Below are 14,276 nucleotides of genomic sequence, written 5' to 3'. Positions count from 1 at the left end.
CCACCGCGGCTGGTTAGCCCGACAGGGTAGCTGCGAGTGGAGTCACTATAAGAGCTGGCGCGAAAGGGCGTGACATGCCCGCAGGTCATTAACCGATGAAATCGGGTCAACCGTGGAGTGACGTCGATAAACGCTGTGGGTGGCGCATAGCATACGTGCAGCGCTACTTCAGCTTTTTCACCCATTCAGTGCAAAAATCCAGATAAGCCCGCACGAGCGCTGAAGGATGTTTGCGACGGGCATAGACGAGGTTTAACGGCATGGTTTGCCTGGCGGCTCCGGGCAGCAGCTGTACCAGCTCGCCGCTTTCCAGCCAGGGCCTGGCTGAGAAATCCATCAGCTGGGTAACGCCCATGCCGCTCAGAGCATAATGAATTAATCCCTGTAAATTATTGGTGGAGAAAAACGGCTCGTATTTAACTTTTTCTGAGCCAGACGCCCATTCAAAAAAGCCGTGGTTCAGCGTTTCCCAGGCAGCAACGGGCAGCCGGGCCATTTCAGCCAGCGTTTCCGGCGTGCCGTAACGCGCCAGCAATTTCGGGCTTGCCACAAACAGGATTTCCACGTCCATAACGGTTTTTGCAATCACATCGTCCGTATTCAGGCTGCCCATTCTTAGCGCAACGTCTACGCCATCCTCGAACAAATCAACGACTCTCTCGCTCGAATGACAAAATACGTGGATATCGGGATAGCGCTGCTGGAATTCGAGCAGCAAATCCCACCACAGCGAGAAATTAGGGGGGACGGACAGGCGCAGCTTGCCCTGAAGCTTGTGGGCAGAGGTGACAGATTTCTGCGCATCCTCAAGCAGCTCGACGCCCGGACGGGCCTGTTCAAAGAACTGCTGCCCTTTATAGGTTGGCTTAACCCCCTGCCTTGAGCGGTCCAGCAGCTGCACGTTCAGGGCCTGCTCAAGCTCATTAATTTTTCGACTCAGCGTTGAGATCGGCACCCCCAGCCTTTCGCTGGCCGCTGAAAAACTGCCTGCGTTAACCACCGCGATGTACAGCTTCGTTGCGTTAAAATCCACTTTGCTTTCCATATTTGGGTATCAGGTGTTTATTTTTGGTGATTCCATTCCATTTTGCAAAGGGTAAAATTTTGCCATCTTATCTGCACCGGAATGAAAAAATGAACCGAGTCACTGAACTGCTGCATATCCGCTATCCGCTTATCCAGGCCCCCCTCTATTTCCTGACCAATGCTGAACTCGTCGCTGCCGTTTCTAACGCCGGTGGCCTGGGCACGCTGGGGCCGCACGCCGGGCAGGACAGCCTGCCGGATTCGCGTTATACGGCCCTGGACCGCATGCGCCAGGAGATCAGAAAAGTCAAAAAGATGACGGAAAACCCCTTTGCCGTAACGTTAATTAACGGGCCTGACATGAGCTTCTGGCGTCCAACCGCGGAAATGTTCGTTGAGGAAGGCGTGGAGGTGGTGCTTATCAACGAAGTGCTGGACGCCGAAATATATGATTTCTTCAGACGCAACCGCATAAAAACGCTCTACCGCGCCCTGACGCCCACCGTCGCTAATTCAAAAGAGGCCGAGAAATTAGGGGCCGACGTCATTATTGCGACAGGCTTTGACGAAGGGGGCACCGTCCCGACCCGCGTGATTGGTACGTTCAGCATCGTGCCGATGATAGCGGATAGCGTGAATATCCCGGTTATCGCTGCCGGGGGTATAGGGGATGTGCGGGGTGTGCGTGCCGCGATGGCTTTGGGGGCGGAAGGGGTCTTTGCCGGCAGCCTCTTCTTGACGGCCCTTGAGAACCCTGCGGATGAGAAAGTTAAGCGCCTGATCGTCGAGTCCTGCGCCGAAGACCTGCTGCTGTTCCGTACGCTGCCCGCGTATTACCGCACCCTGCCCACCGATCTGAGCCCGAAGCTGGCGGAGTTAGAGGCGCAGGACACCGATCGCGAAACCATGTTTGAAGCAATGAACGGCTACCACTCCCTGTGGCAGGCCATGAGGCTCGGCAATTTTGATCGGGGGATAGTGTCCACGGGCACGGGGATTTCAGTAATCAAATCAGTTCGCCCGGCCGCAGAAATCGTCTCCGACCTTATGCAGGATTTTCATAAGGGAAGCGGCGTCTGATTTGGCGCCGTCAGGTCCTGTCGGCTATCGCGGCCACCAGCCAGCCTTCAAAATCCGCCACGGCGGCTTCGTTTACGCCCGTTTCCAGCGGTTTTATCAGGCAGAAGTTTTTGCTCAGGCCCTCGGCTTCTGGCCAGGGCGCAACGAGCGCGCCGCTGCGCAGCTCATTTTCGACGTACATGCGCGGCACCATTGCCACGCCCTGACCCGCAACCGCGGCGGCGATCGCCATTTCGTGAAGATCGTAGCGAACGCCCTGCGCCGGATTATCCAGCACGATGCCGCTTTCCCGGGCGTAGCTATGCCATGCCTCCGGATTCTGCCGCCGGTGGATTCGCGGCAGTGCGTTCAGCTGCTCGCTGAGGTTCCCGCTGGTCAGCAGCGCGGGATGACACACCGGCAGCAGCTTTTCCTGAAACAGAAAGCGCCTGCGCATGCCCGCCCATGCGGGATGATCAAAATGCACGACCGCGTCAAAACCGCTGCCGGTCAGAATAAAAGGATCGGTTCTGGCGGCAATATTTAACGTTATACCCGGATGCTGAGCGCGGAAGCCGTTCAGACGGGGAATAAGCCACCGGCTGGAAAACGTGGGCAGGACGGCGATATCCAGGTTTTTACTGCCTTCGGGCATGCCCATGATGTACTGGGTATCCCTGTCGAGCCGTTCAAGCGTTTCGCGTATCTGGTGGGCATAGCGGGCCCCAGCGGGATTAAGCCTGACGCGGCTTCCCGTACGATCAAAAAGTTTGCAGTTCAGCATCGATTCCAGGCGCGCAATCTGTCGGCTGATGGCCCCCTCCGTCAGCGCCAGCTCTTCAGCTGCGCGGGAAAAACTCCCGTGCCTGGCGGCGGCGTCAAAAGCCTGCATGGAAGTGCTGCTCGGTATTTTTCTGCGCATTCAGCCTGTCTCCTGCTCTGTTCACCTGAGTGCCCTGTCGTGACAAAATATCACTGCTCAATGCAATAATATCGATATATAGCCCGCAGGACTGCATATAGCATGATGAAACGTCATCAGGCTCCCGTTTTTCTCATGCTGAGGTATGCCAATGCAATATATCCCTGAATGCCCCAGTGCGCCGCACCGGGAGACAACCCCTTCTACAAGCCCATCACGACAGGTCGGAGAGTTTCTGGTCACCGCTTTCAGCGACGGCACCCTGCCAGCCAGCCTGAGCCTGCTCTCAGGCATTGATGCCGCCGAAGCCGGAGCCATCCAGCGGATCGCCGGGATTGCTGAACCCGGCAATATTCATATCAACTGTTATCTGGTCCAGGGCCGCGGGAGAACCATTCTGGTTGACGCCGGTACCGGCGGGCTTAACGGCGCGGGAGGTCTGCTCGTAGCCAACCTCGGCGCTGCCGGGATCGGCCCTGATGATGTGGACACCGTTTTACTGACGCACTGCCACCCCGACCACATTGGCGGCCTGCTGAATACCAGGGGGCAGCCGGTTTTCAAACGCGCTGAACTTTATCTTCATCCTCTGGAAGCCGGATACTGGCGGGATGATGAAAAAATGAAGGGCGCGGGCGAGCGCGGCCAGAGGAATTTTGCGCTGGCCCGCCGGACGTTAGCAGCCTGTGCGCCTGACGTGCGCTTTTTTGACGGGAGCGAGATAGCGCCGGGGATCAACCCCGTGTGGCTGCCTGGCCATACGCCGGGCCATACCGGATTCCGTATAGATTCCGACGAAGAACGCCTATTGATCTGGGGAGACATCGTCCATTATCCCCACATCCAGTTCGCGCACCCGGCGGCTTCCATTGTCTTCGACTGCAATCCTGCCCAAGCCGAAGCGACGCGAACAGCATTACTCGACCAGGTAGCCAGGGAAAATACACTCGTTGCAGGTATGCATCTGGACCAGACGGGATTTGCCCGCGTCCGGCGGGCCAATGACGGATATCATCTTTACCGCTAATAAAAACGGGAGCCATAAGGCTCCCGTTCATCACATAACCCGCCGAAGCGAATTACATGTTTTTAATGATAGCGTCGCCAAACTCTGAACATTTCAGCAGCTTAGCGCCGTCCATCAGGCGTTCAAAATCGTAGGTTACGGTTTTCGCGTTGATCGCGCCTTCCATCCCTTTAACGATCAGGTCTGCAGCTTCGAACCATTCCATATGACGCAGCATCATTTCTGCGGAAAGGATGATGGAACCTGGGTTCACTTTATCCTGACCTGCATATTTTGGTGCGGTGCCGTGGGTGGCTTCGAACAGCGCGCATTCGTCACCGATGTTGGCGCCCGGTGCAATACCGATGCCGCCAACCTGTGCTGCCAGCGCGTCAGAGATGTAGTCGCCGTTCAGGTTCATACAGGCAATCACGTCGTATTCCGCAGGACGCAGCAGGATCTGCTGCAGGAACGCATCGGCGATCACGTCTTTGACAACGATCTCTTTGCCGGTATTTGGGTTCTTGATTTTCACCCATGGGCCGCCGTCGATAAGCTCGCCGCCGAACTCTTCGCGAGCCAGCTGGTAACCCCAGTCTTTGAAAGCACCTTCGGTGAACTTCATGATGTTGCCTTTGTGCACCAGGGTCACGGAATCACGGTCGTTGGTGATAGCGTACTCGATGGCTGCACGAACCAGGCGTTTGGTGCCTTCTTCGGAGCAAGGCTTGATGCCGATACCGCAGTGTTCAGGGAAACGAATCTTCGTTACGCCCATCTCATCGCGCAGGAATTTGATGACTTTTTCCGCTTCGGCGCTGTCCGCTTTCCACTCGATGCCCGCATAGATGTCTTCTGAGTTTTCACGGAAGATCACCATGTTGGTTTCTTCAGGGCGTTTTACCGGGCTTGGCGTGCCCGCATAGTAACGCACCGGGCGCAGACAGACGTACAGGTCGAGCTGCTGGCGCAGCGCAACGTTCAGGGAACGAATACCGCCGCCGACCGGGGTGGTCAGAGGGCCTTTGATGGCCACGCGGTAGTCACGAATCAGGTCCAGAGTCTCTTCTGGCAGCCAGACGTCCTGGCCGTACAGTTCGGTAGATTTTTCGCCGGTATAGATTTCCATCCAGGAAATTTTCCGCTCGCCCTTGTAGGCCTTCTGCACGGCGGCATCCACCACTTTAATCATGGCTGGCGTCACGTCCACACCGATACCATCACCTTCAATGAAAGGAATGATCGGGTTGTGAGGAACGTTCAGTTTGCCATCTTGCAGGGTGATCTTTTTACCTTCCGCCGGAACAACTACTTTGCTTTCCATTAACCTCTCCTTCGAGCGCTTCTGTTTTGTTAATGATTTGTAATATGCGTGTCAATACTACTTGAATATCAGGCCCGCGCCAATCACTGGTGATTTCCGTTATAATGCGTTAATCGCTACCGTCTGAAAACACTATGAATAAAACTTCTTTTAGAAATCCAACAGTTAAACGATTCAGCACCCGCCGTCCTGCCAAAAAACCCGCGGACCGTGGACCGAAGCGGCTGGTTATCTTCAATAAACCCTACGATGTGCTGCCGCAGTTCACAGACGAAGCGGGACGCAGCACGCTGAAAGATTACATCCCGTTACAAGGTATCTACGCCGCCGGGCGTCTTGACCGCGACAGCGAAGGCCTGCTGGTGCTGACAAACGACGGCCAGCTCCAGGCGCAGCTCACCCAGCCGGGCAAAAAAAACGGGAAAATTTACTACGTGCAGGTGGAGGGCGAACCAACGCAGGAAGCGTTAGAGGCGCTGCGTAACGGCGTCACGCTGAACGACGGCCCCACCCTGCCCGCAGGCGCCGAGCTGGTTGAAGAGCCGCAGTGGATATGGGCGCGTAATCCGCCGATTCGCGAGCGCAAGGCTATCCCCACCAGCTGGCTGAAAATCACGCTTTACGAAGGCCGCAACCGCCAGGTCAGAAGAATGACGGCGCACGTCGGCTATCCAACGCTGCGCCTGGTTCGCTTTGCTATGGGTAATCTGGAATTATCGGATTTAGCCCCCGGAGAATGGCGGGAAATCCCGCTGGACAGCATTTAAGGAAAACGCATGTTTAAACCGCACGTTACCGTCGCCTGCGTGGTTCAGGCGCAGGGGAAGTTTCTGGTTGTTGAAGAGACCATCAACGGCAGGGCGCTCTGGAACCAGCCCGCCGGGCATCTGGAAGCCGATGAAACGCTGATTCAGGCCGCCAGCCGCGAGCTGTATGAAGAAACCGGCATTCGCGCCGAGCCGCAAACCTTCATCCGCATGCACCAGTGGATCGCTCCGGATAAAACGCCCTTCCTGCGCTTTCTTTTTTCGATAGATTTGCCGGAGCAGCTGCCCACCGAGCCTCACGACAGCGATATCGATCGCTGCCTGTGGCTGGATGCGCAACAAATTGTTAACGCAGATAATTTACGTTCGCCGCTGGTGGCGGAAAGTATTCGCTGTTATCAGAAAGCGGAACGTTATCCGCTCGCCGTGCTCGGCGCGTTCAACTGGCCCTTTAGTTAAGGGTGCCAGGGCCGGGGATGCGTGATAGAATACGCCGCCTTTAAGTTCAATGTCGTGAGTACTCCATGTCTGATAACAGCCAGAAAAAAGTGATCGTCGGGATGTCCGGCGGTGTTGATTCCTCCGTTTCCGCTTACCTGTTGCAACAACAGGGTTACAAGGTGGAAGGCCTGTTCATGAAGAACTGGGAAGAGGATGATGGCGAGGAGTACTGTACCGCAGCCGCCGATCTGGCGGATGCGCAGGCCGTCTGCGACAAGCTCGGCATTGAACTGCACACCGTCAACTTTGCTGCCGAATACTGGGATAACGTCTTTGAACACTTCCTGGAAGAGTACAAGGCCGGGCGCACGCCAAACCCGGACATCCTGTGCAACAAAGAGATCAAATTCAAAGCCTTCCTTGAGTTCGCCGCAGAAGATCTAGGTGCCGACTACATCGCGACCGGCCACTACGTGCGCCGCGCCGACGTCGACGGCAAAAGCCAGCTGCTGCGCGGCCTGGACGGCAACAAAGACCAGAGCTACTTCCTCTATACGCTTGGCCACGAGCAAATCGCGCAGAGCCTGTTCCCGGTTGGCGAATTAGAAAAACCAGAAGTGCGCCGCATTGCCGAAGAGCTGGATCTCATCACCGCGAAGAAAAAAGACTCCACCGGCATCTGTTTTATCGGCGAGCGCAAATTCCGCGAGTTCCTCGGCCGCTACCTCCCTGCCCAGCCGGGTAAAATTCTTACCGTTGACGGCGAAGCCGTGGGCGAGCACCAGGGGCTGATGTACCACACCCTCGGTCAGCGTAAAGGCCTCGGCATCGGCGGCACCAAAGAAGGCAGCGAAGAGCCGTGGTACGTTGTCGATAAAGACGTAGAAAACAACATTCTGATCGTGGCCCAGGGCGGCGATCACCCTCGTCTGATGTCCGTGGGCCTGATTGCCCAGCAGCTGCACTGGGTGGATCGCGAAACGCTGACCGCGCCGCTGCGCTGCACGGTGAAAACCCGTTACCGCCAGACAGATATTCCCTGCACCATCACGCCGCTGGACGCGGACCGCATTGAAGTGCGTTTCGAAGAGCCGGTTGCGGCAGTGACGCCAGGCCAGTCCGCGGTGTTTTACCTCGGCGAAGTGTGCCTCGGCGGCGGCATTATTGAACAGCGTTTGCCTCTCATCGACTAAATTGCGGACAAGGACGATACACTGTGGCTAAGAATTATTTCGACATTACTCTCGCGCTGGCAGGTATCTGCCAGTCGGCCCGTCTGGTTCAGCAGCTTGCCCATCAGGGCCACTGCGATCAGGACGCGCTCCATGTCGCCCTCAATAGTGTTATCGATCTTAACCCCGGCTCAACGCTCGGCGTGTTTGGCGGCAGCGAAGCTAACCTTAAGCTGGGCCTGGAAACGCTGCTCGGCGTGCTGAACGCCAGCAACCGCCAGGGGCTGAACGCCGAGCTGACGCGTTACACCCTGAGCCTGATGGTGCTGGAGCGCAAGCTGCACGGCAGCAAAGGCGCGATGGACAAGCTCGGCTCAAGCATAGCCGGGCTGCAGCGTCAGCTTGAGCATTTCGATCTGGAATCCGACACCCTGCTCAGCGCCATGGCAGGCATTTATGTCGATGTGATTAGCCCGCTTGGGCCACGCATCCAGGTCACCGGCTCCCCTGCCGTGCTGCAAAGCCCGCAGGTGCAGAGCAAAGTTCGTGCCTCGCTGCTGGCCGGCATTCGCGCCGCGGTACTGTGGCACCAGGTTGGCGGTGGCCGCCTGCAGCTCATGTTTTCCCGTAATCGCCTGTGCACGCAGGCTAAACAAATTCTTGCTCATTGTTAACCTCTCTGGAGTTGTAACTTATGGAATTATCCTCACTGACCGCCGTTTCCCCCGTAGATGGACGCTACGGCGACAAAGTCAGCGCGCTGCGCGCTATTTTCAGCGAGTTCGGCCTGCTGAAATTTCGCGTCCAGGTCGAAGTTCGCTGGCTGCAAAAATTAGCCGCGCACCCAGCGATCAAGGAAGTTCCTGCTTTTGACGCCGACGCAAACGGTTACCTTGATAAAATCGTCGCGGAGTTCAGCGAAGAAGATGCCGCGCGCATTAAAACCATCGAGCGCACGACCAACCACGACGTGAAGGCCGTTGAGTACTTCCTGAAAGAGAAGGTCGAGGCGATCCCCGCCCTGCACGCGGTATCGGAATTTATCCACTTCGCCTGTACCTCGGAAGACATCAACAACCTCTCCCATGCGCTGATGCTGCAAACGGCTCGCCAGGAAGTGGTGCTGCCGTACTGGCGCAAGCTGATTGACGCGGTGAAAGACCTGTCGGTGCAGTATCGCGATATTCCACTGCTCTCCCGCACCCACGGCCAGCCGGCAACGCCGTCGACTATGGGCAAAGAGATGGCGAACGTGGCCTACCGCATGGAGCGCCAGTTCCGCCAGTTAGGTAACGTCGAGATCCTCGGTAAAATCAACGGCGCGGTCGGCAACTACAACGCCCACATCGCCGCCTACCCGGAAGTTGACTGGCACCAGTTCAGCGAAGAGTTCGTGACCTCGCTGGGCATCCAGTGGAACCCGTACACCACCCAGATCGAGCCGCACGACTATATCGCCGAGCTGTTTGACTGCGTGGCGCGCTTCAACACCATCCTCATCGACTTCGACCGCGACGTGTGGGGCTACATCGCCCTGAACCACTTTAAGCAGAAGACCATCGCCGGTGAAATCGGCTCGTCCACCATGCCGCACAAGGTCAACCCAATCGACTTTGAAAACTCCGAAGGCAACCTGGGCCTGTCCAACGCCATGCTGCAACATCTGGCGAGCAAGCTGCCGGTTTCCCGCTGGCAGCGTGACCTGACGGATTCTACCGTGCTGCGTAACCTGGGCGTGGGTATCGGCTACGCGCTGATCGCGTATCAGTCAACGCTTAAGGGCGTGAGCAAGCTGGAAGTGAACCGCGACCGCCTGCTGGCCGAGCTGGATCTGAACTGGGAAGTGCTGGCGGAGCCAATCCAGACCGTGATGCGCCGCTACGGCATCGAAAAACCGTACGAGAAGCTCAAAGAGCTGACCCGCGGCAAGCGCGTGGACGCCGAAGGCATGAAGCAGTTTATCGACAGCCTGGCGCTGCCGGAAGACGAGAAAACCCGTCTGAAGCAGATGACGCCAGCCAACTATATTGGCCGCGCAATCACCATGGTTGATGAGCTGAAGTAAGTTCTCCTGACGCAGGCCTACCCGCCCTACGCTTTCTCAAGACGTAGGGTGGATAAGCTTGCGCCATCCACCACTTTCCCTTCGCCATGCCCGTTGTTTATTCAAGGTTTACCCCCTTCCCGCCATAATTAGCGTTAAACTATCAGTGCCATTAAAACATTGAGGAAGAGCGATGCGCGTTCTGGTTGTGGAAGATAATGCCCTGTTACGTCACCACCTGCAGGTGCAGCTGCGTGAGGCGGGTCACCAGGTGGATGCCGCGGAAGATGCCAAAGAAGCGGACTACTTCTTAAACGAGCACGCGCCGGACATCGCCATTGTCGATCTTGGCCTGCCCGATGAGGACGGCATGAGCATGATCCGCCGCTGGCGCAGCCACGATGTGACTATCCCGATTATGGTGCTGACCGCCCGCGAAGGCTGGCAGGACAAGGTGGAAGTGCTGGGCGCGGGCGCGGACGACTACGTCACCAAACCCTTCCATGTGGAGGAAGTCGTGGCGCGCATGCAGGCGCTGATGCGCCGCAACAGCGGGCTTGCCTCACAGCTTATCTCCATGCCGCCTTTCCAGGTGGATTTGTCCCGCCGCGAGCTCTGCGTTAACGACAACCTCATCAAGCTTACCGCCTTCGAGTACACCATCATGGAGACGCTGATCCGCAACGCCGGGAAGGTCGTCAGCAAAGACTCCCTGATGCTGCAGCTCTATCCGGATGCGGAGCTGCGCGAAAGCCACACCATCGACGTGCTGATGGGCCGCCTGCGTAAGAAAATCCAGGCGCAGCACGAGGCTGAAGTCATCACCACCGTACGAGGCCAGGGCTACAGGTTCGACCTGCGCTGACCATGAGATACTTAAGCCACTTCTTCCCGCTCTCGCTGCGGGTTCGCTTTCTGCTGGCCACCGCCGCGGTGGTGATGGTGCTGTCCCTCGCCTACGGCATGGTGGCGCTGGTTGGCTACAGCGTCAGCTTCGATAAAACCACGTTCCGCCTGCTGCGCGGCGAGAGCAACCTGTTCTACACGCTGGCCAACCGCGTCGACGGCAAAATCCAGGTCGAGATCCCGGAACACCTGAATCTGCAAAGCCCGACCATGGCGCTGATCTACGACGAACACGGCAAGCTGCTGTGGACCCAGCGCAACGTGCCGCACATCGTCCAGCAGATCAAACCCGAGTGGCTGACCGCCAACGGTTTCCACGAGCTGGAAGCCAACTTTGACACCAGCCGCGCGCTGCTGGCGAACGACAGCCCGCTGCAGGAAAGGCTCAAAGACATCCACGAGGATGACGACGACTACGAGATGACGCACTCAGTGGCGGTGAACCAGTATCCGGCTACCGCGACCATGCCCGCGTTAACCGTCGTGGTGGTCGATACCATCCCCATCGAACTGAAGCGCTCTTACATGGTGTGGAGCTGGTTTATCTACGTGCTGCTCGCCAATCTGCTGCTGGTGATCCCCCTGCTGTGGGCCGCCGCCTGGTGGAGCCTGCGCCCGATAGAAGAGCTGGCGAAGGAGGTGCGGGAGCTGGAGAAGCACGATCGCGACAGCCTGAATCCGGAAACCACCCGCGAGCTGACAAGCCTGGTGCGCAACCTCAACCGCCTGCTGCGCACCGAGCGCGAGCGCTACGATAAATACCGCACGACCTTAACCGACTTAACCCACAGCCTGAAAACCCCGCTGGCGGTGCTGCAAAGTACCCTGCGCTCGCTGCGCACCCGGAAGCTGAGCGTCGAAGATGCCGAGCCGGTCATGCTCGAGCAAATCAGCCGTATTTCCCAGCAGATAGGCTATTACCTGCACCGGGCCAGCATGCGCGGTAACAGCACCCTGCTCAGCCGCGAGCTGCACTCCGTCGCCCCGCTGCTCGATAATCTCTGCTCGGCGCTCAATAAGGTTTACCAGCAGAAAGGGGTGGATATCTCGCTGGATATTTCACCGGAGATCACCTTCATCGGCGAGAAAAACGACTTTATGGAAGTGATGGGCAACGTGCTGGACAACGCCTGCAAGTATTGTCTGGAATTCGTGGAAATCTCAGCCCGCCAGTTGGATAACACGCTGCACCTGTACGTGGACGACGACGGCCCCGGCATTCCGCAGAGCAAACGAGAGATTGTTTTCGACCGCGGGCAGCGCGCCGACACGCTGCGTCCGGGCCAGGGCGTGGGGCTTTCCGTCGCCCGTGAAATCGTCGAGCAGTACAGCGGTGAAATCGTCCCCGCCGCCAGCGAACTGGGCGGCGCGCGAATGGAAGTCATTTTTGCGAGACAGCGTCCAGTCAGCGAAGAAGATTGAAAATACTCCCGTAATCGCCCGCCCCATCCGTTATAATCCAGGCAGGTTCCTTCACCTGCCGGATTATAAAAAATGGAATACACCCTCGACCTAAACTGGCCCGATTTTATCGAGCGCTACTGGCAAAAACGCCCGGTGGTCCTCAAGCGCGGCTTCAAAAACTTCATCGACCCGATCTCCCCTGACGAACTGGCAGGCCTTGCCATGGAAAACGAGGTGGACAGCCGCCTGGTGAGCCATCAGGACGGGAAATGGCAGGTCAGCCACGGCCCCTTCCAGAGCTACGATCACCTGAGCGAAAACAACTGGTCGCTGCTGGTGCAGGCGGTGAACCACTGGCATGAGCAAAGCGCCGGGCTGATGCGCCCGTTCCGCGCCCTGCCGGACTGGCGCATCGACGACCTGATGATCTCCTTCTCCGTCCCCGGCGGCGGCGTGGGTCCCCATCTGGATCAGTACGACGTGTTTATCATTCAGGGCGTGGGCCGCCGCCGCTGGCGCGTGGGCGAAAAAGTGCCGATGAAGCAGCACTGCCCGCACCCGGATCTGCTGCAGGTTGAGCCGTTCGAAGGCATCATCGACGAAGAGCTGGAGCCGGGCGATATCCTGTATATCCCGCCGGGCTTCCCGCACGAAGGCTACTCGCTGGAAAACTCGATGAACTACTCGGTGGGCTTCCGCGCGCCGAGCGGCCGCGAGATGATCAGCGGCTTTGCGGACTACGTGCTGCAGCGCGAGCTGGGCAGCCTGCGCTATACAGATCCGGACGTGCCGTCCCGTCAGCACCCTGCGGACATCCTGCCGGAAGAGCTGGAAAAACTGCGCGGCATGATGCTGGATCTGGTGAACAAGCCGGAAAACTTCAACGCCTGGTTCGGCGAGTTTATCACCCAGTCGCGCCACGAGCTGGACGTCGCCCCGGCAGAACCACCGTACCAGCCGGATGAAATCTACGACGCTCTGAAGCAGGGTGATTCTCTGACCCGCCTGGGCGGCCTGCGCGTGCTGCGCATTGCGGATGAGGTGTACGTCAACGGCGAGAAGCTGGACAGCCCGCACCGTCCGGCAGTTGAAGCGCTGGCAAGCCACATTACGGTGAATGCCGAAGTGATTGGCGACGCGCTGGAAGACCCGTCGTTCCTGGCGATGCTCGCCGCGCTGGTGAACAGCGGGTACTGGTACTTCGAAGACTGATATCGTCATACTCTTTTCCCCCCTCGCCCCTCTGGGGAGAGGGTTGGGATGAGGGAACTTTACGCTGACCTGCCATTCTTCTTCTCCCTCGCCCCTCTGGGGAGAGGGCCGGGGTGAGGGGAAAATACATATTGATCTGGCAGAGGGCAAATATACCGTCACCCACTATCGGATGATATTTTCTAACTCAACACGCCTCACAATTGCTGAATTTTCACGCTGTACAAAATTGACGCAAATTTAACTTAGGGATAGTTTAAATCCACTGCTAAAGCAGCAGATTAGCCAGCAGGGTACAAGCTGGCTCACTCTTTGAAATGGAGTTTAAACTATGGCTATTCCAGCTTATCTATGGCTTAAAGACGACGGCGGCGTGGATATTCGCGGCTCTGTCGACGTTGCAGGCCGTGAAGGCAGTATCGAGATCCTCGGCCTGAATCACGGCGTCACCCTCCCCACAGACAGCGCAACAGGCAAACCTACCGCCACCCGCGAACATTCCCCTTATCTTTTCAGCAAAGAGATTGATGCTTCCAGCCCCTACCTGTACAAGGCCGTGACCACTGGCCAGAAGCTGAAATCCGCTGAGGTTAAATTTTATCGCATTAATGACGCTGGTCAGGAAGTGGAATACTTCAGCGCCGTGATGGAGGACGTAATGGTCGTAACGGTTGGGCCGATGATGTATGACGTCAAATCCCAGTACGGCGAAGCCAGAAATCATCTTGAAATGATTGAGCTTGTTTACGAAAAAATCACCTGGCGGTATGTGGATGGAAATATCCTCCACTCAGACAGCTGGAAAGAACGCACAACGGCATAAGGGATTATTACCTATGGCATGGAAATATGAACAAAGCACTGGCAGGTTGTACTATGGCAGCGAACTGGTCGAGACCGGATACTCCGGTAGCCTGGTAATCCCCCCATTTTTAGCGGAGATAATAAGTAGAATCAGGTCATGCGTTGAATATGCTGCATCGGTGTGTAGCC

Annotated in this window: 14 protein-coding genes; 11 read left to right on the top strand and 3 right to left on the bottom strand. The window is 57.3% G+C overall.

The features are described 5' to 3' along the window. Nucleotides 1–163 precede the first annotated feature (163 nt). A complete protein-coding gene (locus tag AAE045_RS18215; RefSeq protein ID WP_455548912.1) occupies nt 164–1,033 on the bottom strand; it encodes a LysR family transcriptional regulator in 870 nt (289 codons plus the stop codon). A 101-nt stretch (nt 1,034–1,134) separates the two neighbouring features. Between AAE045_RS18215 and AAE045_RS18210 the strand changes: the two genes are divergently transcribed. Further along, nucleotides 1,135–2,106 carry an NAD(P)H-dependent flavin oxidoreductase gene (locus AAE045_RS18210; protein WP_455548911.1) on the top strand — a complete coding sequence of 324 codons (972 nt, stop codon included), beginning with the start codon at nt 1,135–1,137 and terminating at the stop codon, nt 2,104–2,106. A 10-nt stretch (nt 2,107–2,116) separates the two neighbouring features. Here AAE045_RS18210 and AAE045_RS18205 read toward each other — a convergent pair whose 3' ends face one another. Next, entirely contained in the window at nt 2,117–3,007 is an 891-nt protein-coding gene (locus tag AAE045_RS18205) for a LysR substrate-binding domain-containing protein (protein WP_455548910.1), read from the bottom strand. A 151-nt stretch (nt 3,008–3,158) separates the two neighbouring features. Between AAE045_RS18205 and AAE045_RS18200 the strand changes: the two genes are divergently transcribed. After that, on the top strand, nt 3,159–4,034 hold the full coding sequence (locus AAE045_RS18200) for an MBL fold metallo-hydrolase (RefSeq protein ID WP_455548909.1): 876 nt from the start codon (nt 3,159–3,161) through the stop codon (nt 4,032–4,034). 52 nt (nt 4,035–4,086) lie between these two features. Here AAE045_RS18200 and icd read toward each other — a convergent pair whose 3' ends face one another. Beyond that, a complete protein-coding gene (icd, locus tag AAE045_RS18195) occupies nt 4,087–5,337 on the bottom strand; it encodes an NADP-dependent isocitrate dehydrogenase (protein WP_455427819.1) in 1,251 nt (416 codons plus the stop codon). A 134-nt stretch (nt 5,338–5,471) separates the two neighbouring features. Between icd and rluE the strand changes: the two genes are divergently transcribed. From rluE to AAE045_RS18150, 9 genes are all read left to right on the top strand, one after another. Then, the gene (gene rluE, locus AAE045_RS18190) at nt 5,472–6,104 is read left to right on the top strand and encodes a 23S rRNA pseudouridine(2457) synthase RluE (protein WP_455548908.1); all 633 of its coding nucleotides are present in this window, start codon (nt 5,472–5,474) and stop codon (nt 6,102–6,104) included. Between the two features lie 9 nt (nt 6,105–6,113). Further along, entirely contained in the window at nt 6,114–6,563 is a 450-nt protein-coding gene (locus AAE045_RS18185) for an NUDIX hydrolase (protein WP_271128625.1), read from the top strand. A 65-nt stretch (nt 6,564–6,628) separates the two neighbouring features. Continuing rightward, nucleotides 6,629–7,738, top strand: a complete 1,110-nt coding sequence (gene mnmA / locus AAE045_RS18180; RefSeq protein ID WP_202307253.1) for a tRNA 2-thiouridine(34) synthase MnmA — start codon at nt 6,629–6,631, stop codon at nt 7,736–7,738. Between the two features lie 23 nt (nt 7,739–7,761). After that, complete coding sequence (gene hflD / locus AAE045_RS18175; RefSeq protein WP_202307255.1) at nt 7,762–8,391, top strand: high frequency lysogenization protein HflD; 630 nt, start codon at nt 7,762–7,764, stop codon at nt 8,389–8,391. A gap of 20 nt (nt 8,392–8,411) precedes the next feature. After that, complete coding sequence (purB, locus tag AAE045_RS18170) at nt 8,412–9,782, top strand: adenylosuccinate lyase (protein ID WP_271128623.1); 1,371 nt, start codon at nt 8,412–8,414, stop codon at nt 9,780–9,782. Between the two features lie 172 nt (nt 9,783–9,954). Beyond that, complete coding sequence (phoP, locus tag AAE045_RS18165; RefSeq protein ID WP_455548907.1) at nt 9,955–10,626, top strand: two-component system response regulator PhoP; 672 nt, start codon at nt 9,955–9,957, stop codon at nt 10,624–10,626. A 2-nt stretch (nt 10,627–10,628) separates the two neighbouring features. Continuing rightward, nucleotides 10,629–12,089, top strand: coding sequence for a two-component system sensor histidine kinase PhoQ (gene phoQ / locus AAE045_RS18160; RefSeq protein WP_455548906.1), 1,461 nt, complete (start codon nt 10,629–10,631; stop codon nt 12,087–12,089). A 72-nt stretch (nt 12,090–12,161) separates the two neighbouring features. After that, complete coding sequence (locus AAE045_RS18155; RefSeq protein ID WP_202307262.1) at nt 12,162–13,283, top strand: ribosomal protein uL16 3-hydroxylase; 1,122 nt, start codon at nt 12,162–12,164, stop codon at nt 13,281–13,283. Between the two features lie 331 nt (nt 13,284–13,614). Continuing rightward, nucleotides 13,615–14,106: an Hcp family type VI secretion system effector gene (locus AAE045_RS18150; protein WP_455548905.1), complete on the top strand. Its 492-nt coding sequence runs from the start codon at nt 13,615–13,617 to the stop codon at nt 14,104–14,106. Nucleotides 14,107–14,276: the final 170 nt, after the last annotated feature.

Source organism: Dryocola clanedunensis (genome assembly GCF_038405435.1).
Taxonomy (GTDB): Bacteria; Pseudomonadota; Gammaproteobacteria; order Enterobacterales; family Enterobacteriaceae; genus Dryocola; species Dryocola clanedunensis_A.
Note: the sequence above shows the minus strand (reverse complement) of the source record. Positions and strands in the feature narration are given on the sequence as shown.

Bases quoted from the DNA above. Each gene is read 5' to 3' on its own strand.
- purB (WP_271128623.1), top strand. From the start codon at position 8,412: ATGGAATTATCCTCACTGACCGCCGTTTCCCCCGTAGATGGACGCTAC.
- phoP (WP_455548907.1), top strand. From the start codon at position 9,955: ATGCGCGTTCTGGTTGTGGAAGATAATGCCCTGTTACGTCACCACCTG.
- AAE045_RS18185 (WP_271128625.1), top strand. From the start codon at position 6,114: ATGTTTAAACCGCACGTTACCGTCGCCTGCGTGGTTCAGGCGCAGGGG.
- icd (WP_455427819.1), bottom strand. From the start codon at position 5,337: ATGGAAAGCAAAGTAGTTGTTCCGGCGGAAGGTAAAAAGATCACCCTG.
- AAE045_RS18155 (WP_202307262.1), top strand. From the start codon at position 12,162: ATGGAATACACCCTCGACCTAAACTGGCCCGATTTTATCGAGCGCTAC.
- mnmA (WP_202307253.1), top strand. From the start codon at position 6,629: ATGTCTGATAACAGCCAGAAAAAAGTGATCGTCGGGATGTCCGGCGGT.
- AAE045_RS18205 (WP_455548910.1), bottom strand. From the start codon at position 3,007: ATGCGCAGAAAAATACCGAGCAGCACTTCCATGCAGGCTTTTGACGCC.
- AAE045_RS18150 (WP_455548905.1), top strand. From the start codon at position 13,615: ATGGCTATTCCAGCTTATCTATGGCTTAAAGACGACGGCGGCGTGGAT.
- AAE045_RS18210 (WP_455548911.1), top strand. From the start codon at position 1,135: ATGAACCGAGTCACTGAACTGCTGCATATCCGCTATCCGCTTATCCAG.
- rluE (WP_455548908.1), top strand. From the start codon at position 5,472: ATGAATAAAACTTCTTTTAGAAATCCAACAGTTAAACGATTCAGCACC.
- AAE045_RS18200 (WP_455548909.1), top strand. From the start codon at position 3,159: ATGCAATATATCCCTGAATGCCCCAGTGCGCCGCACCGGGAGACAACC.
- phoQ (WP_455548906.1), top strand. From the start codon at position 10,629: ATGAGATACTTAAGCCACTTCTTCCCGCTCTCGCTGCGGGTTCGCTTT.